The 20,481-nt window shown below is 57.0% G+C and carries 20 protein-coding genes, 1 other RNA gene and 1 riboswitch; of the genes, 10 read left to right on the top strand and 11 right to left on the bottom strand.

Annotated elements, in window-relative coordinates; translation table 11 throughout:
• Window positions 1-11 precede the first annotated feature (11 nt).
• The 5 genes from I9187_RS02505 to I9187_RS02485 form a co-directional block, all read right to left on the bottom strand.
• Window positions 12-1,589, bottom strand: coding sequence for an ABC transporter ATP-binding protein (locus I9187_RS02505; RefSeq protein WP_171238671.1), 1,578 nt, complete (start codon window positions 1,587-1,589; stop codon window positions 12-14).
• Window positions 1,586-2,692 (bottom strand): ABC transporter permease, encoded by a 1,107-nt coding sequence (locus I9187_RS02500; protein ID WP_171180125.1) that lies wholly within the window; start codon window positions 2,690-2,692, stop codon window positions 1,586-1,588. The genes I9187_RS02505 and I9187_RS02500 overlap by 4 nt, the downstream gene beginning before the upstream one ends.
• Entirely contained in the window at window positions 2,693-3,787 is a 1,095-nt protein-coding gene (locus tag I9187_RS02495) for a microcin C ABC transporter permease YejB (RefSeq protein ID WP_171180127.1), read from the bottom strand.
• Between the two features lies 1 nt (window position 3,788).
• Window positions 3,789-5,693, bottom strand: coding sequence for an extracellular solute-binding protein (locus I9187_RS02490; RefSeq protein WP_171238672.1), 1,905 nt, complete (start codon window positions 5,691-5,693; stop codon window positions 3,789-3,791).
• A gap of 170 nt (window positions 5,694-5,863) precedes the next feature.
• Window positions 5,864-6,376, bottom strand: coding sequence for a cytochrome c family protein (locus tag I9187_RS02485; protein WP_171180413.1), 513 nt, complete (start codon window positions 6,374-6,376; stop codon window positions 5,864-5,866).
• A gap of 120 nt (window positions 6,377-6,496) precedes the next feature.
• On the opposite strand from I9187_RS02485, the gene I9187_RS02480 reads away from it, so the two are divergent.
• Window positions 6,497-7,330: a prephenate dehydratase gene (locus I9187_RS02480; protein WP_171180131.1), complete on the top strand. Its 834-nt coding sequence runs from the start codon at window positions 6,497-6,499 to the stop codon at window positions 7,328-7,330.
• A 155-nt stretch (window positions 7,331-7,485) separates the two neighbouring features.
• On the opposite strand, the gene I9187_RS02475 is transcribed toward I9187_RS02480, so the two are convergent.
• Both I9187_RS02475 and nudC read right to left on the bottom strand, forming a co-directional pair.
• Window positions 7,486-7,953 (bottom strand): SRPBCC family protein, encoded by a 468-nt coding sequence (locus I9187_RS02475; protein WP_171180133.1) that lies wholly within the window; start codon window positions 7,951-7,953, stop codon window positions 7,486-7,488.
• Window positions 7,954-7,990: 37 nt separating this feature from the next.
• Window positions 7,991-8,974: an NAD(+) diphosphatase gene (gene nudC, locus I9187_RS02470; protein ID WP_171180135.1), complete on the bottom strand. Its 984-nt coding sequence runs from the start codon at window positions 8,972-8,974 to the stop codon at window positions 7,991-7,993.
• Between the two features lie 198 nt (window positions 8,975-9,172).
• On the opposite strand from nudC, the gene I9187_RS02465 reads away from it, so the two are divergent.
• From I9187_RS02465 to rsgA, 3 genes are all read left to right on the top strand, one after another.
• Window positions 9,173-11,026 (top strand): bifunctional 2',3'-cyclic-nucleotide 2'-phosphodiesterase/3'-nucleotidase, encoded by a 1,854-nt coding sequence (locus I9187_RS02465; protein ID WP_245222934.1) that lies wholly within the window; start codon window positions 9,173-9,175, stop codon window positions 11,024-11,026.
• A 39-nt stretch (window positions 11,027-11,065) separates the two neighbouring features.
• An RNA gene (gene ffs, locus I9187_RS02460) (signal recognition particle sRNA small type) lies at window positions 11,066-11,164 on the top strand.
• A gap of 158 nt (window positions 11,165-11,322) precedes the next feature.
• Window positions 11,323-12,351: a ribosome small subunit-dependent GTPase A gene (rsgA, locus tag I9187_RS02455; RefSeq protein WP_171180137.1), complete on the top strand. Its 1,029-nt coding sequence runs from the start codon at window positions 11,323-11,325 to the stop codon at window positions 12,349-12,351.
• Between the two features lie 36 nt (window positions 12,352-12,387).
• Here rsgA and I9187_RS02450 read toward each other — a convergent pair whose 3' ends face one another.
• Window positions 12,388-13,245 (bottom strand): hypothetical protein, encoded by an 858-nt coding sequence (locus I9187_RS02450; RefSeq protein ID WP_171180139.1) that lies wholly within the window; start codon window positions 13,243-13,245, stop codon window positions 12,388-12,390.
• A 132-nt stretch (window positions 13,246-13,377) separates the two neighbouring features.
• Window positions 13,378-13,600, top strand: a riboswitch (cobalamin riboswitch).
• 90 nt (window positions 13,601-13,690) lie between these two features.
• Between I9187_RS02450 and I9187_RS02445 the strand changes: the two genes are divergently transcribed.
• Window positions 13,691-14,098, top strand: a complete 408-nt coding sequence (locus I9187_RS02445; protein WP_171180140.1) for a hypothetical protein — start codon at window positions 13,691-13,693, stop codon at window positions 14,096-14,098.
• A gap of 2 nt (window positions 14,099-14,100) precedes the next feature.
• Here I9187_RS02445 and I9187_RS02440 read toward each other — a convergent pair whose 3' ends face one another.
• Window positions 14,101-14,601, bottom strand: a complete 501-nt coding sequence (locus tag I9187_RS02440; protein ID WP_171180143.1) for a protein-tyrosine phosphatase family protein — start codon at window positions 14,599-14,601, stop codon at window positions 14,101-14,103.
• Between the two features lie 139 nt (window positions 14,602-14,740).
• Between I9187_RS02440 and I9187_RS02435 the strand changes: the two genes are divergently transcribed.
• The 4 genes from I9187_RS02435 (at window position 14,741) to recR (ending at window position 18,590) form a co-directional block, all read left to right on the top strand.
• Complete coding sequence (locus I9187_RS02435; protein ID WP_256368838.1) at window positions 14,741-16,537, top strand: DNA polymerase III subunit gamma/tau; 1,797 nt, start codon at window positions 14,741-14,743, stop codon at window positions 16,535-16,537.
• A gap of 87 nt (window positions 16,538-16,624) precedes the next feature.
• The gene (locus I9187_RS02430; protein WP_171180146.1) at window positions 16,625-17,494 is read left to right on the top strand and encodes a TauD/TfdA family dioxygenase; all 870 of its coding nucleotides are present in this window, start codon (window positions 16,625-16,627) and stop codon (window positions 17,492-17,494) included.
• A gap of 87 nt (window positions 17,495-17,581) precedes the next feature.
• The gene (locus tag I9187_RS02425; protein WP_171180148.1) at window positions 17,582-17,935 is read left to right on the top strand and encodes a YbaB/EbfC family nucleoid-associated protein; all 354 of its coding nucleotides are present in this window, start codon (window positions 17,582-17,584) and stop codon (window positions 17,933-17,935) included.
• Window positions 17,936-17,996: 61 nt separating this feature from the next.
• On the top strand, window positions 17,997-18,590 hold the full coding sequence (gene recR, locus I9187_RS02420; protein WP_209509675.1) for a recombination mediator RecR: 594 nt from the start codon (window positions 17,997-17,999) through the stop codon (window positions 18,588-18,590).
• Between the two features lie 69 nt (window positions 18,591-18,659).
• Here the strand turns inward: recR and I9187_RS02415 are convergent, their stop codons facing one another.
• On the bottom strand, window positions 18,660-19,157 hold the full coding sequence (locus I9187_RS02415) for a lactoylglutathione lyase family protein (RefSeq protein WP_171180152.1): 498 nt from the start codon (window positions 19,155-19,157) through the stop codon (window positions 18,660-18,662).
• Between the two features lie 206 nt (window positions 19,158-19,363).
• Here I9187_RS02415 and I9187_RS02410 point away from each other — a divergent pair, with 206 nt between their 5' ends.
• Window positions 19,364-19,852, top strand: coding sequence for a hypothetical protein (locus I9187_RS02410; RefSeq protein WP_209509676.1), 489 nt, complete (start codon window positions 19,364-19,366; stop codon window positions 19,850-19,852).
• On the opposite strand, the gene I9187_RS02405 is transcribed toward I9187_RS02410, so the two are convergent.
• A complete protein-coding gene (locus I9187_RS02405; RefSeq protein ID WP_171180155.1) occupies window positions 19,849-20,478 on the bottom strand; it encodes a ribonuclease T2 in 630 nt (209 codons plus the stop codon). The two genes, I9187_RS02410 and I9187_RS02405, sit on opposite strands and share 4 nt — an antisense overlap.
• Between the last annotated feature and the right edge of the window lie 3 nt (window positions 20,479-20,481).

The following is a 20,481-nucleotide window of genomic DNA, read 5'->3' as shown; positions in this document are numbered from 1 at the left end:
GCGGGCTGATCTCAGCCCGCCGCTGCAATCAGCTCGCGGGTATAGTCGGTCTGGGCGTTTTCGAACAATGCCTCGGCCGCACCCATTTCCACCACATCCCCATTTCGCATGACGATCACGTTGTGCGACATCGCCCGTACGACTTTCAGGTCGTGGCTGATGAACAGATAGGCCAACCCGTATTTCTTCTGCAGATCGCGCAGCAGATCAACGATCTGAACCTGCACCGTCATGTCCAGCGCGCTGGTCGGTTCGTCCAACACCAGCAGTTTGGGCCGCAAAACCATCGCGCGCGCAATGGCGATACGCTGGCGCTGTCCGCCTGAGAACTCGTGCGGATACCGGTCCATCGCCGCAGGATCCAGCCCCACTTCGGTCATCACCTCGGCGACCAGCTCACGCGGGGCGCGGTGAGGGTCAATGTTGTGAATGGCAAGACCTTCCGCGATGATCTGCTGACAGGTCATGCGTGGGCTAAGGCTGCCGAACGGGTCTTGAAACACGATCTGCATATCTTTGCGCAATCTGCGTAATTCGCGGGTAGACCATCTTCGCACATCCTGATCGCGGAAGGTGATGCCGCCTTCGGACGCAATGAGGCGCATGATCGCCAGCGCCAGCGTAGTCTTGCCCGAACCGCTTTCGCCGACGATTCCCAAAGTCTCACCCGCGCGTACACTCAGCGTGGCGTCATTCACCGCCTTCACATAGCCAACAGTACGCTTCAGAAATCCGCGCTGGATTTGGAACCAGACCTTCAGGTGATCGGTGCGCGCGACCTCTTCCGCGTCTGAGGCAACCGGTTCGGGCTGACCCGAAGGTTCCGCGGCCAAAAGTTTCCGGGTATAGGGATGCTGTGGGTTGTCAAAGATGTCCTGCGTGACACCGGTTTCGACAATCTCACCATCCTTCATCACACAAACGCGGTCGGCAATCCGGCGTACGATACCCAGATCATGGGTGATGAACAGCATCCCCATATTCTCGGATTTCTGCAATTCGGCCAACAACTCGAGTATCTGCGCCTGAATGGTCACATCCAACGCCGTTGTCGGTTCATCGGCAATCAAAATGTCCGGCTTGTTGGCCAGCGCCATTGCGATCATCACCCGCTGTCTTTGTCCACCAGACAACTGGTGGGGGTAGCTGTCCAACCTGTCCTCGGGGTCGCGGATACCAACCTTGGTCAGTAGCTCCAAAATCCGCCCCCGCGCCGCGTCACCGGTTACCCCCTGATGCAGCGCCAGCGATTCCGCCATTTGCTTTTGAATCGTGTGCAGCGGGTTCAGCGAGGTCATTGGCTCCTGAAAGATGAAGCTTATGTCATTGCCGCGTACATCCATAAGATGCTGCTCGGACGCACCGATCATCTCTTGCCCATCATAGGTCACCGATCCTTCGACCAGTGCACTGTCACCCAGCAGTGACACTGTCGACAAAGCCGTTACGGATTTGCCTGAGCCGGATTCGCCCACCAATGCAACGGTTTCACCCCGATCTACTGTGAAGGAAACGCCTTTGACAGCAGCGCTGACCTGACCGTCCTGCCGGAACGAGACCTTGAGGTTGTTCACATCCAGCAAGCTCATGAGAAGGTCTTTCTAGGATCAAACGCATCCCGCACGCCTTCGAAAATGAAGACCAGCAGCGACAGCATGATGGCAAAGGTGAAAAAGGCTGTGAAAGCCAGCCACGGGGCTTGCAGGTTTTGTTTTGCCTGCAAGGTCAGCTCTCCCAAAGACGGGGCAGAAGATGGCAAGCCAAAGCCCAGATAATCCAGCGAGGCGAGACCGCCGATGGTTCCGGTGACAATGAAGGGCATGAAAGTCAAGGTGGCCACCATTGCATTGGGCAGCATATGGCGGAACATGATGGTCATATTGCCGACGCCCAGCGCCCGCGCCGCGCGCACATATTCAAGGTTCCGCGCGCGTAGAAACTCCGCGCGTACGACGCCGACCAAACCGGTCCAACTGAACAGGATCATCAACGCTACCAGCAGCCAGAAACTTCGGCCCAGAACAGCGAACATGATGATGATCACATATAACGAAGGCGTCGCTGACCAGATCTCGATGATCCGTTGAAAGATCAGATCCAACCAACCGCCGAAGAATCCTTGAATTGCACCAGCGAAAATACCGATCAGGCTGGCGGCACCGGTCACAAGCAGTGTGAACAGGATCGACAACCGGAACCCGTATATCACGCGTGCCAGCACATCGCGTTTGGTGTCATCCGTGCCCAACAGATTCTGACCGTTGGGCGGCAAAGGCGCAGCCCCAGGTCGGTCTACCGAAGTGTTGAAGGAGTATGGGATCAGCGGCCAAAGCGCCCAGCCACGCTCGAACCCTTCCGCCTGGAAAGTCCCGGCGTCGATTTGTTCTATGATGCCTTCGGGATCGTCGAAACACTCTTCCAGTCCGCCGCTATCGATCAGGCATTGAACTTCGGGATCGCGATAAATGGCTTCCGTCTGGAAATCGCCACCAAATTCCGTTTCCGCATAGAAGTTGAAGATCGGCGTATAGAACTCACCCCGGTACTTCACGACGATGGGTTTGTCATTTGCGATAAACTCGGCGCATAGGGAAAGGCCAAACAGAACCGAGAATATGATGAGCGACCAGAACGCGCGCCGGTTGCGACAGAAGTTGTTCCAGCGACGCTGGTTCAGAGGGGAGAGCGCCATTTACCCCTCCCGCTTTTCAAAGTCGATGCGCGGATCGACCAGCACATACATAAGATCGCTAATGATACCAACGACCAGCCCCATCAGGCCGAAGATGAAGAGGGTGCCGAAAATCACCGGGTAATCGCGCGCCACGGCTGCCTCGAATCCCAGACGGCCCAGACCGTCCAGCGAGAAAATCGTCTCGATGATGATCGACCCACCAAAGAACACGCCGATGAACACCGCAGGAAAGCCCGCGATCACGATCAGCATCGCGTTGCGGAAAACATGACCATACAGCACCTTTCGCTCGCTCAGTCCCTTTGCGCGGGCCGTCATGACATATTGTTTCTTGATTTCATCCAGAAACGAGTTCTTGGTCAGCAATGTCAGTGTCGCAAAAGCCGAGATCGTGAGCGCAATGGTCGGCAGCGCAATATGCCAGAAGTAGTCCGCAATCTTGCCGAACAGGCTGAGGCTCTCCCAATTGTCCGAGGTCAATCCGCGCAGCGGGAAGATCTGCCAGTACGACCCACCCGCGAACAGCACTAGAAGGAGGATCGCAAACAGAAAGCCCGGGATCGCATAAGCCACAATGATCGCCCCGCTGGTCCAGGTATCGAACTGTGATCCATCTTTGATCGCCTTGCGGATGCCCAGCGGAATAGAAACCAGATAAGCAATCAGGGTCGACCACAGACCCAATGAGATTGAAACCGGCATCTTTTCAAGCACCAGATCAATCACACTGATCGAACGGAAATAACTCTCGCCGAAGTCCAGCGTCAGATAGTTGCCCATCATAATCAGGAACCGCTCCAAAGGCGGTTTGTCGAAACCGAATTCTTTTTCCAACTCAGCAATGAACTCGGGCGGCAGGCCGCGTGCGCCGACATATTTATCATCGAAAACACCACCTGCGGGTTCAGAACCTGCGCCAGCATCGCCTCCACCCGCAAATCCGGCAAATACGTCCCCCTGACCTTCGATCTGCGCGATGATCTGCTCGACCGGTCCACCCGGCACGAATTGTACCAGCGTGAAGTTGACGATCATGATGCCCAAAAGGGTTGGAATGATCAGCAACAAGCGTCTTAGAATATAGGCGCCCATGTTATCGCAGTGCGCCTTTCGCTTTCAACGCAGCCTCTTTTTCCGGATTGATCCACCACAAATCCAGATGACCCAACGAATAGGGCGGCAGGTTTTCGGGGTATTCGTACATATCGTAATATGCCGTCCAGTAGTCAGCGATGAATCCCACAGGGACCACGAAGAACTCATAACGCAAGGCGCGATCAAGCGCAGTAAGTGCCGTGTCCTGATCTGCCTGATTGTCGGTTTCAAAAGACGCTTCAATGATTGCGTCAACTAGGGGGCTAGCCAATCCGGCGGGGTTAAAGAGGCTGAATGCAGCTTCTTCCGATCCATACATCTGGCTTAACCCGCCGCCTGTGGACAGGAATGAACCGTAACGTGTGGAATAGACCATATCGTAGTCCCTCTCGCGGCTGCGAAGGGTGTACTGCGCCGGGTCAACCTTTTCAGCCGAAGCGTCGACACCAATAGACTGCAAGTTCTGAACATAGGTTTCGATCATGGTTGCTGTTGAAGTCGGCAGGTTTGAAGGATAGGGGATATTCACCTTCAATGTCTGTCCTTCGGCATTGCGCCGCACATTGCCATCGCCAACAGGCCAACCGGCCTGGTCCAGTATTTTCGCTGCTTTACGAAGATTTCTCCGATCGTTCAGACGCGCAGGATTTGACTCGTGGGCCAAGACCGCAGGCTCTGTCAGAAAGTCTCCGGGCACAACGTCACCCAAAGCTTGCAAAAACGCCATCTCATCACCTTCAGGCAGACCTTTTGCCTCAAGCGGGGTGCCTTGAATGAAGGAATTGCGTGGCGCATTCAGCCCGAACAGCAAAGACTCGTTTGCCCATTCGAAGTTAAAGGCTAAGGCAAGGGCTTTGCGGACGTCCTTGTCAGCAAACTGCGGTTTTCCCAGATTGAAAACAAAACCCGATGGGGTCGGCGGACTACCATCCACGATCTCATCGCGAACCACCTCGCCTTCGCTCAGCTTCGGGAAATCATACCCCGTCGCCCAAAGCTTGGGGTCGCTTTCGATACGCAGCGTGTACTCACCGGCTTTGAAACCTTCGAACGCCGCGGTCTGATCAGCAAAGTATTCGACGCGGATTGTGTCGAAATTGTTCCGACCAACATTGAACGGCAGATCCTTGCCCCAATAATCATCACGGCGCTTGTAAACGATCCGACGATTGATGTCGTAGCTGTCAAGCTTATACGGACCTGATCCAACCGCTACTTCCAGGCGAGGCTCATCCAGGCGCCTGGACTCATCCGCTTCGAACCACGCTTTTGAAAATACGGGGGTCGAGCCTACTGTTTCGATCAGGCTACGGCGGGTAACTTCGGGGTTAAACGAGAACTTAACCGTATGTTCATCCAGCGCTTCGGCCCCCGTCACCATGCGACCCACGGCCTGCGCGTAAGAGGGCAGACCCTGTTCGATGAACAGGCGGTGGCTATAGACGACATCTTCCGCCGTTACCGGCGTTCCATCCCAAAAGGTTGCTTCGGGCCGCAGGTGAAAGATGACGTAGTTCCGCCCTTCGTCATACTCCAGACTTTCTGCCAATACTCCGTAATATTGCCCGACACTGTCATCCGCACTTTCAAACAAGCGATCATATTGCAGCGTCGTCAAAGCGCCAGCGCGCCCCTTGCGGGAATAGGGATTGAGAGAATCGAACGTGCCCGAGGCAGCCAAAGAAAGCTCACCACCTTTAGGAGCATCCGGGTTCACATAGTTCAGGTGAGCGTAATCAGCGGGATAATCCAGATTGCCAAAATATGAGTAGCCATGACTGCTGGTAACACCATCGTCCAAAGCCTGCACGATTTGCGGAGTGATCAAAGCCGTGCACAGCCCCAATATGCCAGCCCAAGGCCGTATCTTAAGATCACGTGCAGCGGGCATCAGGGATATCATGTGGCTCGTCCTTTGGGTCATTGTCATCATCAATGTCGTAACCGCTAGCTAAAGTGCCAACGCTGACAGATTCAAGTTTAGAATGCGTGAGCGCTTTGTGAAGTTTCCTTCAGACAAAAAAAGCCGCTGCATGGGGCAGCGGCTTTGGAAAGCTTTGATCTGACTGGCAATCAGTTGCCGATTGTCTGCAGATAGGCAATCACGTCTGCGCGATCCTGCGGCTTTTTCAGACCCGCAAAGCTCATCGATGTGCCCGAGATGTAGGCGCTTGGGCGTTCCAGGAAGGCATCCAGCGCCTCAGGCGTCCAGTTGCCGCCGTGGGCCTGCATGCTGGCCGAGTAACCTGTAAAGCCCTTGGCCGATGCAACAGGGCGGTCCACAACAGCGTACAGGTATGGGCCCGTTCCGTTTGCGCCGTCTTCCAGCTTGTGGCACGCGGTGCACTTGCGGAAAACCTTGGCACCTTTCTCAACGTCAGCGGCGGCCAGCAGGTCTTCGAAGACCACTTCTTCACCGTCGGCGCTTTCGCCCGAGCTTTCGGTTTCGATAATGTAGGCGGCCTCAGCGTGGCCATGGCCACCGGAAGAATAGAGGACATCCGCCCCCCATTTGGCCAGAAGCAGCACCAGGAAAGTGCCGAACAGGCCTGCAGCGGCCTTGGTAACTGTCATCGTGTCGAACATTGATCGCGAGTCCATTTCAGCTGTCTGGGCTGCTGTCTAAGGCTTCCCCTTACGAGAGGCAAGGTATAGACACCGCGACGAAACGACCAAATCGCGAACTTGTTGCATGGAATCGACCAAATGACCAATCGCATCGCATTTCAAGGTGAACCGGGCGCCTATAGTCACGAGGCGTGCCGCAACGCGCGGCCCGATATGGAGGCCCTGCCCTGCCGTACTTTCGAAGATGTGATCGAATCGGTTCGTTCTGGCGCGGCCGATCTGGCGATGCTTCCGGTCGAAAACACAACCTACGGACGGGTCGCCGATATTCACCGGCTGTTGCCTCATAGCGGCTTGCATATCATCGGCGAGGCATTTGTGCGGGTACATATCAACTTGTTGGGCGTCCCCGGCGCAAAACTGGAAGATATCACCGAGGCACATTCTCATCTGGTGCTGCTGCCGCAATGCGCGGGGTTCCTGAAAAAGCACGACATTCGCGGGCGTGTCAGCCCCGACAACGCCCGCGCGGCACGCGAAGTGGCTGAGGTGGGCGACCTCCACTCTGCAGCGCTGGCCAGCGAATTGGCTGGTGAGATCTACAACCTGAATGTGCTGGCCCGCCACATCGAGGACAGTGACGACAACACGACCCGTTTCCTTGTGATGTCCCGCCAGTTCGATCTGACACGTCGCGGCGAACATGGCATGATCACCAGCTTTGTGTTTCAGGTCCGCAATATCCCGGCGGCGCTTTACAAGGCGATGGGCGGCTTTGCTACCAACGGGATCAACATGACCAAGCTGGAAAGCTATATGGTCGACGGATCCTTCACCGCGACACAGTTCTATGCAGATATCGTCGGGCATCCCGACGACCGGAATGTGCAACTGGCCATGGACGAGTTAGAGCATTTCACGACCAACGTTGAAATACTGGGCGTTTACCCAGCCGCGCAACCGCGCGGATAGGTAACAATTCCTTCGATTGGGCAAATTTGGATTGGCGCAGGTTGCTGCGCCCAGCCTCCTTGCAAGCGATCATCACGCTAGCGCTTGTGGCCGTTCAACTCGACAACCTGCCTCTTTTGCTCAATCGCACAATGTAACAGCGCAACAGCGTTTTGTTATGCGCCATGCAGATGGCGCTGCTCCAACTCGCGTGCAAATTCACTCAGCCGGGATTGCAGCTGTTTGCGAAACCGGGATTGGCCCAACTTTACAGATTGCAACAACAGGCGTGCAGGCAAGGTTTTGGCCACCAGTGACATCTCGAGGCTCAGGCGCGTTCTGCGCGGTGACAGGGCCAGAAAATCCACACTTGTCAGGCCGGTCATGCCCTTGCTGTTGGCCTCGAAACGCATTTGCGAAGGCCGGTCGTAGCCCGCCATGATCACCGACATCTGGCGCAACTTGCCGCGCAGCTTGAACTCTGTCTGCCATTCAGTTCCCGCAGCAAAGATCGCCTCGGCATCTGAGCGCCTTACGTCGATCCCCCGGCGCATGGCCATGCGTTCGAACCGCTCGAAATCCGACACCATGTCGAATACCGCGTTGATTGGGGCTTCGATATCCTCACGGGCTGAAAACTGCATGATACCCTTCGATGTTTATGGCCGCGCCAATATTTCGTCAGTCCAGCGTATCCGCAAGCCAGTTCTCAAGAAGAAAATGTGCGATTGCACCTTTGCGAGCGGGCAACAGAGTTGGATGGTCCCCGGCAAAGGCCTGCATCATCTCGGATTTGCTCACCCACATCGCCTCTTCGATCTCGACGGGATCAATAGCGATGTCACACGATAGTGCCTCACCCGCGCAGCCGAACATCAACGAAGCCGGGAATGGCCAGGGCTGGCTGGACAGATAGGATACTTCCCCGACCGGCACGCCCGCCTCTTCCATTACCTCGCGGCGTACGGCAGCTTCCAAGGTTTCTCCGGGCTCGACAAAGCCGGCCAGCAACGAAAACATCCCCTCGGGCCAACCCGGAGACCGCCCCATCAGCACATTCTCCCCATATGTGATCAACATGATCACAACAGGGTCGGTACGTGGGAAGTGTTGCCCGCCACATGATGGACAACTGCGTTGCCAACCGCCTTGCGACATCTCACTGGCTGCACCGCAACGCGCACAAAACCGATGCGTTTCGTGCCAGCCGATCACTGCCTTAGCCGTCGCGGCCAGTTCCGCATCCCGCGCCGACAATCGCGTCATGATCCGGCGCAACTCGGCAAACACACACCCATACGGCAAATCCGGATGCTGCTGCTCAGATTTGTCTACGAACTCCCCTAGTCCGGTCAGGTCCAGACCTTCTGCCGTCCAGGCAGAGATATCCACGGCAAACAAAGGCGCATCTTCGGCGGTCAAACCCAAAAAGACCGGGGCCTCAACTATGCCTTCGGGGCCGTCACTGACCAACGGATGCGTCATCGGCAGCAAAACAAGCTGATCCAACCCATCACCTTCCACCAGAACTTTGCCGCGCCACACCATCATGCATTGCGTGGCCGGGTTGTTTGTCGCTTCTTCCAGAAGTTCAGCGCTCCCGCGAATATGGGCCGCCCGATCCAGGCCCGAGCCGCCAAACGTCACCTGCTCTGCGTGTTTCATTGGGTTTCCTTTTGGTTCGGGGCACAGGGCTGCCATGTCACAGCCTGCGTTGCAATGGCAATTCAATCCTTTGCGCTACACATCGCCGCCGTCGAAAAGCCGCATGACGGCCTCGGAAAAATCATTTAAGTTACGCTCTGTGCTATTTAATCAATAACCCTTTTCAAAAGCAGACTATCCGAAGTGAAGCAAAACCCATTGAAGCAGGTACGCCCCGCGAAAAACTACGGGCGTGTTCGCATTCTGGCAACGACTGACCTGCATATGCACCTGACAGGTTTTGACTATTACACAGACACCCAGGACCCGACGCTTGGGTTAACGCGCACCGCCAGCCTGATCCGAAACGCCCGTCAACAAGCCCATGACGCGTTGGTCCTTTTGGTGGACAACGGAGATTCTATTCAGGGTACACCTCTGGGCGAATGGGCTGTTCGTAACGACACACCGCATCCGATGATGCAGGCGTTCGCGGCGCTTGGTTACGACGCCATCGGCCTTGGAAACCATGATTTTGGCTTTGGGCTGCCAACCTTGGACGACATCCTCGCACAAGCGCCATGCCCGGTTTTGTGCAGCAACTTGCTTCGCTCGGGCGGCAATCAGATCTGGCATAGCCATGCAATCCTGGACCGAACCGTATCTGTGAACGGCACCGAGACACCCATTCGCATCGGCCTTATTTCTGGTCTTCCCCCCCAGACCGTCCGCTGGGAAGAACATCACCTGAACGGAGAGGTAACAGCCAGCGGTATCTTCTCAACCGCGCGCGACCTGACTGGGCTTCTGCGCAATCAAGGGTGTGATCTGATAGTGATGTTGGCCCATTCAGGCCTGGGTCCGGCGGATGCTTCTGAAGGCATGGAAAACGCCGTCATCCCCCTGGCAGCTATAGATGGAATCGACGCAATTGTCGCCGGGCACACTCACTTGACCTTTCCAGGCGGCGGCCACGGCGACGCCTCGTATCTCGATCAGGAAAAAGGGTTGATACATGAAACACCGGTTGTCATGGCCGGTTCCGCGGGGTCGTATCTTGGCGTAATCGATCTGGTTGTTACACCTCGGCCAGATGCCGGGTTCAGCGTTACGGATTGCCACGTTGAACTGCACCCTGTCTGTGAAAATGGCGCTGAGGTCGATGAAGACGATGACTTGGTGCGCCTTGTTGCCAATGCCCATCGTCAAACCCGTCGCGCAGTGGCCAAACCTGTGGCGCACGTGGCTGACACCATGCACAGCTATTTCAGCTTCTGCGCACCAGATCGCGGGCTGGCCCTGGTTGCCGCGGCACAGGCTGCAGCTCTGCGTCCTTTCCTGCATGGATCCGCCCCGGGCGAATTACCGCTTTTGTCAGTCGTGGCTCCCGGTAAAAGCGGCGGCCGCGCAGGCCCCAGGCACTTTACGGATGTTCCGGCAGGAGAAATATGCCTGCGCCATGTTGCGGATCTGTATCCGTTTCCCAACGAATTGCGTGCCATCCAGATCAGCGGCGCAGATGTGCTGGACTGGCTTGAAATGTCGGCAAGCATGTTCAACCAGCTTGCCTGTGATGTCGAAACGGATCTGATCAACCCCAAACGCGCCGGGTACAATTTCGACGTCATCTTTGGCCTGACCTATAAAATTGATCCGTCGCAACCAGCGCGCTTCAACGCCGAGGGGCGCATGATCGATCCTGCTAACAGACGGATTCGCGACCTGAAATACGCAGGCCAGCCGGTTCTTCCTGAACAGAGATTAGTGCTGGCCAGCAACAATTACCGCGTCAGCGGTGGTGGGCATTTCCCCGCCGCTTCCACGGCCCAACGCATCAATCTGCCGTCGCTGGACATCAAGGATTTGGTGCGGGATTACCTGTCCGATCGCCTTCCGCCTGATCCAATCGCGCAGCAACCTTATCCTTTTGTGCTGGCACCCCAAACAGGTACACAATCCGTGCTTCGAACCGGTCCGGGTGCGTTAAAACACATTAACGAATTGCGCCCGTTCAAAGCCAGACTGCTGGAATCAGATTCCAATGGGTTCGAACGTATTCGCCTGACATTCTGACGGGTTGTCTTTTGCCCACACCTTCCCTATATCCAGACTCGAGAGGTTGGCGCGGGCGAGCGCCTCGCCAACCTGGTCAGGTCCGGAAGGAAGCAGCCACAACGAGCCCCGCTTGGGTCGATGTCCAACCTCTCACTTCATGAACCTTAGCCACAGGAGGGCTTTATGATTGTAACAAAAACCCTTCGGGCAGCGCGGTTCTGATCTCACACTACTTGCTGACTGCCTGAACACATGACCCGGGGATGCGCGATCGCCATCCGTTGGGATTGCTGTTTCTGACAACAGGCAGACCAATGAATTCTTCACTTTCGGACCTTGGATGGTCCTCTCACTTTGCCGCGCAACACGCGGCTCATCCTTCGTGCACGCCTTTTCGCATCGCTTCCGTTCATAGGGACCGCCTGATCGGGCTGAATCCGCAGGGCGAATCTCCATTGCTGACCCTTGATCAATCGACCGGCAGCTATGCCGTCGGAGACTGGGTTCTCACGGACGACGACAATCGCGTGCAACATCTACTCGACCGGCGCAGCCTGTTGCACCGGCGCGCCGCCGGTACAGGCGCTGCGACGCAACTGATCGCTGCCAATGTCGATGTGCTGTTCATCGTCAGTTCGTGCAACGCTGATTTCAACCTGCCCCGGCTAGAGCGTTATCTGGCACTTGCACATCAGGCAGGATGTTACCCGGTTGTTGTCCTGACAAAGGCTGACCAATCGGATGACCCCAATCGTTTCTCGGAACAGGTGCAGGCTCTGGACCCGTTTCTGACAGTTCTGGCGATCAACGCGCTAGACCTAACGGAATTGGAAAAGGTCTTATCCTGGTGCCCCAAAGGCCAGACCGGAGCACTGGTTGGGTCGTCAGGCGTTGGCAAGACGACATTGTCCAACGGCTTGACCGATCAGGATTTGGCGACGTCAGGTATTCGCGAGAACGACGCTCGCGGTCGGCACACAACCACGGCGCGCGCGTTACACCGGATGCGCAACGGCGGCTGGCTGATTGATACGCCTGGAATGCGCGCATTGCGTCTGCTTGAAGCTCAGGACGGTATCGACGAGGTGTTCTCGGACCTCGCCGTACTTGGCCTGAACTGCCGTTTTTCAGATTGTCAGCACGAATCCGAACCAGGCTGTGCTGTACAGCGGGCGATCAAACAAGGCGTGCTTGACCCTGCCCGCTTGGATCGATGGCGAAAGCTTCGGCGCGAAGATCAGCGCAACTCGGAAACCGTCGCCCAATCCCGGGCACGGGACAAAGCGTTCGGTAAGATGGTGCGGGGTGTCATGAAGGATCGAAAACTGCATAAAGGGCGTTAAGCGAAAAATACTCGGTAATTCAAAAGTCGAGCCTGATCACGCGATCAGGCTCGGCCAAACTGCCGCATTACGCCGAGCAAAAGCTCCGATATGGCCAATCTCTGACAATCCGAAGTCATCAGACCTAAGCAGGTGCCGCTTAGCCTCGGCGCCATAAAGGTCGGCAAGCCGCCAGACAGCTTCGGGCGGGACCATCTGGTCGTCCTCGAAAGTGAACAAATCCACGGGTCTACCGGAGCCGTCCCAACGCGCCTCAGGAAGGTTTTGTCCGATTTCAGGTACATAATTCAAAGGAGCCGTGCACCATTCGCGCCATTGCCAGTAGACCGAGCCCGGCAAGTCCGCACCAAACCCGATCGCATTTCCCGGCAGATAGCCAAGTGCTTTGACCAGTACCGGTGCGTGTCCATACCAGAAAACACCGGCCAATCCACGGTAAGGCCATGGGTGATCACTGAGGGTTACGAGCCCCGAACACACGCAAATCATCCGATCGATTTGGTCGATGTCGGGCTGAACAGGCCCCAGCATCGCACCAACGGAATGACCAATGGTCCATTGCTGCGCATCAGGATAACGCCTGCGCATTTCCGCCCGCGCCGCTGGCATGTCGATCAAAGCCCAATCCGCCATTGTTGCACGCGCATCCTTCATACGGCCGGTCAGAGAATGCCCGAAATCCCGGTAGTCATAGGTCAGACACGCCATACCCCGCTCGGCCGCTAGCCACTGTGCGAAGTGGCGATAATAGTCGCGCGGCACACCCGTTGCACTATTCAGCACAACCACGGTTTCAGGCTCTGACAGCGGTCGGTACAACCGTGCTGCAAGGGTCGTGGACCCGGATGGGAAAAGGAAATCTTCAGCCAACACCGTCTGCTCTGCGTCCAACATGATCCCTGACCCTGCACTGAAAAACTGAATTGCTTGGCTTCAATATTTTAAACACTAAAGAGGAACGTTCCCCCCATCCAGCATGACCACACGTCGGGGTAAAAGATCAGCTTGACTCGGAACCGGATCAGACGCTAGCGATTGTGTGATGGTTCCTGTCCCCCACAAGGGGTCGGGATGAAAAGGGAACACGGTGCGGTTCAGTCTGGTCATCCGGGCGCAAACCAAATCCGCGACTGCCCCCGCAACTGTAAGCGGTGAGCGATGCCAAAACACCACTGGCCCCTAGGGCTGGGAAGGTCGGCAAAGCCATGACCCGCAAGTCAGGAGACCTGCCATCGGAACTGAAACCGAAACTCGGGCGGGGTGTCCGGGCAGGTCCTGACAGCACGTTGCCGTCCCACCTGACCCAACTCTCCTGCCCACCACGCGCGGAGGGCGCAGGATGATCTGGAAGACGAAGACGCATGAATACAGTGCAACGGTGTGTCAGCGGACGGGCAAAACCTGCCCTGCCCTGGCGCGGCTGGCACGCTCAATTTCCGAGGCGATGAAGCAGGCCACAGCCGCCACAAGCGACGGGTTCGAGTTTGAAGGTGGCAGTGAATTGTCACATTGCACGCAAGGATGCCACGCAACTTTCCGAGCGCAATCAGACAGAATTCGCATCTTTTGCGATACACAGCCTGAAGCAGAGCCGCAGGACCTGAACGCTTACGCCGATCTGATCTTTGGAAACACGTTCAGCGCCTTGCCATCCGGCATCATTACAGACCCACCCTGCGCGATGATCGAGGTTGCAAAGCTGCGGCCTCGCAAACCCGTGCACGCGCCTGAACAGATTTCGGCCTAAGACTATACGACTTGAGCCTGAAAATTCTGTGCTGCCCAGGCCAATTGGGCGTCTGTTTCCACGGCACAAGGACGCAGCGCCCGCAAACGCTCCAGGGCTTTGTCTGGCTGTTCGCCGCATTCGACCATCAGCCGCAGAACAACCATTCCCGACCTGCCGCAGCCGCCCCGACAATGCACCAGTACCCGCCCTCCACCCGTCAAAGCATGCCGGGCGGCCGCGCTGATCGAGGGCCACGCCTCTTCAACTGCAGGCGTAGGGGCGCCAAAGTCTTCGATCGGCAGATGCACCCACCGGCTGGCGCGGCTTTGGATATCGCTGCCGAATTCCTGCGCCCCGTTTTGGAGCATCTCGACGTCCGTTGTCATTGAAACAACCAGCCCCGGCTTCCATGCGGCAATCGTATCCAGATCCCTTTCATAATCCCCGCCCCGTCCGGGCATCGATGTCAGGGCAAGTGTACCCCCCGCGACTTGCAGGGCATAGATAACCAGTTGCGACATAAACCAGTGTCCTCCACCAAGAACTCTTAACGAAAATGCACCATAAATTTTGTTGGACCAGCTTAGTGCGAATCCGGTCAGAATCTAAATCAAAAATCATCGCGCCTCGCAGTGGACGCGGAAGGCAGCGACCACTACGCTGAGCCGAAGCACCGAATCCGACCGAGAAAACATGACCGACACGCCCAGCCCCGCCTATCAGGTTCTCGCCCGCAAATATCGCCCGGAAACCTTTGCCGATCTGGTGGGTCAGGATGCCATGGTGCGCACCCTGAAAAACGCGTTCGAAGCGGACCGGATTGCGCAGGCTTTCATCATGACCGGCATTCGCGGCACCGGAAAAACCACCACCGCACGGATCATCGCCAAGGGTATGAACTGTATCGGGCCCGACGGTAATGGCGGCCCGACGACCGAACCTTGCGGCCAATGCGAACACTGCGTGGCGATCATGGAAGGCCGCCACGTCGATGTGATGGAGATGGACGCCGCCAGCCGAACTGGCGTGAACGATATTCGCGAGATTATCGACAGTGTCCGCTATCGCGCCGCCAGCGCGCGTTACAAGATATACATCATCGATGAGGTCCACATGCTTTCGACCAGCGCTTTCAACGCGCTGCTCAAGACGCTTGAGGAACCGCCCGAGCATGTGAAGTTCATCTTTGCAACCACTGAAATCCGCAAGGTGCCGGTCACAGTTCTGTCCCGCTGCCAGCGCTTTGACCTGCGCCGGATCGAACCCGAGGATATGATCGGCCTTCTGCAAAAGATCGCGTCAGCGGAAGGCGCTGAGATCGCAGAAGATGCGCTGGCGCTGATCACGCGCTCCGCGGAAGGGTCTGCAAGGGATGCAACCTCGCTGCTGGACCAGGCGATATCGCACGGGGCGGGTGAAACCACTGCCGAACAGGTTCGCGCAATGCTGGGCCTTGCGGACCGTGGCCGCGTTCTGGACCTCATGGACATGATCCTGCGGGGCGACGCCGCAGGCGCACTGACAGAACTCAGCGGCCAATACGCAGAAGGTGCTGACCCATTGGCTGTCTTGCGCGATCTGGCTGAGATCACACATTGGGTGTCCGTCGTGAAGATCACGCCAGACGCCGCCGAAGACCCAACCGTTTCTCCGGACGAACGGAGCCGTGGCCAACACATGGCAGAGGCCCTGCCGATGCGCGTTCTGACCCGGATGTGGCAGATGTTGCTGAAAGCGCTCGAAGAAGTCTCGGCCGCGCCCAATGCCATGATGGCCGCTGAGATGGCCGTTATCCGCCTGACCCATGTTGCTGATCTGCCCAGCCCTGAAGAACTGGTCAAACGGCTGCAGGACGCCCCGCCGCCTCCGGCAGGTGGACCTAGCGGCGGCACCTTGATGTCTCGGCAGGGTGCAACACCCGCGCAGGCCAGCGCCACCCCCGCATCCACATACGCCTCGGCCCCACGTGGTTCAAGCGGCGCGCCGGTTGCCGCATTGGCACAGGATGCTCAGACGGCCCTGGCCCGGTACCCGACCTTTGAGCACGTGGTCGAACTGATCCGCGCCAACCGCGACGTGAAGCTTCTGGTTGAAGTGGAAAACGGCGTGCGACTTGTGTCTTATCAGCCCGGTCGGATCGAGTTCACCCCAGCCACGAATGCACCGACAGACCTTGCGCCCCGGCTGGGCTCTGCCCTGCAACGCTGGACCGGAAACCGGTGGGCTGTCTCGATCGTCTCGAACGGGGATACGCCGACAATTGCCGAAGTGCGAGATGAGGCCGAGCTGGCCTTGAAGGCCGAAGCTGAAAAGCATCCTCTGGTTCAGGCGGTGCTGGCGCAATTCCCCAAGGCAAAGATCACAAAGATCGAGACGCCGGAACAACGCGCCGCCCAGGTCGAGACCGAAGCGCTTCCTGAAGTTGAAGATGAGTGGGACCCGTTCGAAGAAGACTGACCCGAAAGCGCTCGATCCCGTGTCGCAAACGAAGCAGATCGACCCTTCAAACAGGTACACCCTTCCATGATGCCAGGGAGGGATTTCATGCGAACATCACCACTGCACCCACGTTTCGGATTGGTCGTTCACGACCTAGATTTGCGCGACGTTACCAAACAGCGTTACTTTCCGGAAATCCGGCGCGCATTCGAAACCCGCTCTGTGCTTTTGTTTCCGGCCCAATCGATATCTGATGCGGACCACATTCGCCTTGCCGAACTTTTTGGGCCATTGGAAAACCGTGAAGCCATGGCAGCGGGTCGCGATGTTGAGTTTCAGCTTCCCGAACTGACAAACAAAACCAAGGATGGGCTGCGTGCGAAAGACGATCTGCGTCTGTTGGATTTGCAGGCCAACATGTTGTGGCACACAGACAGCACGTTCCTGCCGACGCCGGCGCTGATCAATATTCTGACGGCAAAAGTCGTCCCGCCATCCGGCGGCGAAACCGAGATCGCATCGACCCGCGCCGCTTGGGCGCATATGCCAGATCGTCTGAAATCCGTTCTTAGGGACGCCATCATCTGGCACCGGTTGTCGCATTCCCGTTCAAAAATTTCAGCCGACCTCGCTGCGCTGCCAAAAATGACGCGATGGCCAGATCGCCCATGGCGCGCGATTTGGCCGAACCCGGTAACCGGAGAAGAAGCCCTGTTCATCGCCTCGCACGCCTTTGCCATCGAAGGCATGGGGCATGAACAAAGTCAGTCCCTACTGGACGAAGCCATCGCGTTTTGCACGCAGCCCGAATACGTCTATTCGCACCATTGGTCCGTCGGCGATGTATTGATCTGGGACGAGCGCGCAACAATGCATCGCGGTCGTCCCTGGGACTACGACCATCCAAGAACCCTGAAATCGATCTGCTGCTCGGTTACCGAGACAGACGGCTTGCACGACGTCCGCGTGGTTTGAAAGACCTCTCCGACCGGCGGGACAACCCTTGTGCCGCGCTTCGACGGGCCGTATCTAGAGACCAAACAGAGACACAGGAGAATACCTATGCTGAAAGGACTCGGCGGGCTTGGCGGTCTGGGCGACATGGCCAAGATGATGAAATCCGCGCAGGACTTGCAAACAAAGATGACCGAAATGCAGGAAGAGCTGAACAACATGATGGTTGTCGGTGAATCCGGGGCTGGTCTGGTCAAGGCGACGGCGACCGCCAAAGGCGAGCTCAAAGGTCTGGACATCGACCCGTCGATATTCAACGGTGACGACAAGGAAGTGGTCGAAGACCTGATTTTGGCTGCCATCAAGGACGCGCAGACCAAAGCTGCCGAGCGCTCTCAGGCTGAAATGGCCAAGCTGACCGAAAGCATGGGCCTGCCCGCAGACATCAAGCTGCCGTTCTGATTTTCATCATTTCACAATTGGATTCGCCGGAGCTTCCCTCCGGCGATACGCAGGACAGACCGTGAGTTCGAACAGCGACATCGACAATCTGATCGACCTGATGGCCAAACTGCCCGGCCTTGGCCCCCGCTCGGCCCGCCGCGCGGTGTTGCACCTGATTCGAAAACGCGCCCTGCTGCTGACGCCCCTTTCAGACGCGATGCAGCAGGTCGCAATCACCGCTCGGGAATGCCTGAATTGCGGCAATGTGGGCACCACCGATATCTGTGACATCTGCAACAGCGAGGACCGCGCAACCGGAGAGCTGTGCGTCGTCGTAGACGTGGCCGACCTCTGGGCGATGGAACGCGCTGGCGTGTTCAAGGGCCGCTATCACGTTCTGGGCGGCACGCTGTCGGCGCTGGACGGAGTTGGCCCGGACGAATTGCGCATCCCGCGCCTGAAGGATCGGGTTCTGGCCGAAGGGATCACAGAGGTTATCCTTGCGCTCAACGCCACCGTCGATGGCCAAACCACAGCCCACTACATCGCCGATCAGTTGGAGGGGCAGGTCCGCCTGACCTCACTGGCTCAGGGCGTGCCGATTGGCGGAGAGCTGGATTATCTGGATGACGGGACAATCACCGCGGCACTCAGGGCGCGAAAGGAAATATAGCGGGTCGTGTTGGACCAGCGCGACAACTGCATTGTCGCCCTAACGCTTATCAAAGCATGCTCGCAGGCTTCAGGTGTAAGCACCAGACGAGTAGGTCAGCTCATACGAGTGGCTGTAGAGTTCGAATACGATACCAAATGGGTCTTCAACATAGACCATGCGGTATGGCTTTTCTCCGGGATAATAGTGCCGGATCGGCATCCGCTGTTTTCCACCGGCTTGCACAATCTTTTCGACCAGACCTTCGATGTCAGGGTCCTGAATGCAAAAGTGAAACGTTCCATTTCTGCGGAAATCGATGTTGTTTTCGGGCGCGTAATTCCCGTCAAACTCAAAAAGCTCAATCCCGATGCGATCCGCAGTCGCCAGATGTGCGATACGTAGTTTTTTCCAATCCGGACCAAAAACATCCGTGCACATGACGCCAATATCCGAGTCATCCTCGACCACATCCGTGGGCGTCATGATGACGTAAAACCCTAGGACCTCGGAGTAGAATTTTACAGCCTCATCCACATTTGGAACCGACAATCCGATATGTGAAAAGGTTCTTGGAAATTGAGACATGGAACGCTCCTGAATCTGTTTCGGCATAAAACTATGGGTCAGCGTCCGGGTTTCAAGTTGCTGGCCAAGCCTTCATAGCAGGGTTCACCCTTGCGCATGGATCAAGACCCGGAGTCAAAAAGGTCGCTAAAAAGCAAAAGGGCCTTTGCCTTCCGTGCACGCGTAGTAGAATGCCTCAGACTTGATCCCTTTGATTGGAATACGTTATGACCCGCCTTCTCGCCCTCACCTTCGCCACCTTCACTGCAACCACCGCCGTGTCGCAGGAACTTGTCGACAAGGGCTTCGTCGAAGGCTGGAACATCATGATGGACCCAGCACTTGGCAATGGCTGTCTGATCCAGACGGTGTATCAGGATCTCTCGGTGGTCAGGTTGGGCTACGACGCATTGGGCAATCGCGGGTATTTCGCAGTCTACAACAAGGCGTGGGGCGACATTAAACAGGGTGAGAGCTATCCGATCCGCTTTGATCTGGACGGCAAAAGCTATGATGCCACGGCCATCGGGTTCAACGAGCGCGACGTGCCGGGCGCAACCGTGTTTTTCACCGACAGAAGCTTCGTCAACGCAATCGCCCAAAACAAGACAATGACCGTCTACAATCCGGCTGGTGAGGTCGTCATGGCCATCGATCTCAAAGGCACCGCCAAAGCACTGGACTATGCCCGCGATTGTCAGAACAAAAAGCTTTAACGAATCGGATCGAACAGAGCGTCCTTTGCGGTGCAGTCGCGGATCACGTCACGGCCACAAGGCACGGGATCAAGGTCGCGCGACAGGCACAGGCGGACCTCTTCGATATAGCCTTGCTTGCACGTGACCGTGATCATGTCGCGCTCTAGTTCGGGATTGGCCTTCAGAAACGCTTCTTCGACCACTTCGGCGGGTAACTTCACGGATGCGTCCAGCTTGCGGAAGACCTCCGGGCGCTCAACCGCATCATAGGTACTCCGGGACAGCGCGAAATAATCGGCTGCCGACAGCCCGGAACAGGTGCCGTGTTTCTTCCACTGGTGCCAGGCTAGGCCCGCACTGCCCTGAATATCTTCCATTTCGCGTGTCATACGTCGGGTTGGCGGTGCTTCCGGCGTTCTGCAATACGACGGCCAGCCTTGGTGAAATTGCGGCCAAAGGCCATGCAGAATCCAGCCATGATCATGACGCGCATCGCACTGATCAGACCCACGCGCATCACCTTCGCGGGCGCACCAGTTGGGCGACCAGCTGAGCGACAGAACATAGTAATCGAACTCTCCGGCCTTTTCGCCTTCGGCCAGCGCGGCAACCGCGCTGAAGACCCACAATACGAACCAGCGCATTCG

The organism is Ruegeria sp. HKCCE4148 (assembly GCF_017872495.1).
Classification (GTDB): Bacteria; Pseudomonadota; Alphaproteobacteria; order Rhodobacterales; family Rhodobacteraceae; genus Ruegeria.
Note: the sequence above shows the minus strand (reverse complement) of the source record. Positions and strands in the feature narration are given on the sequence as shown.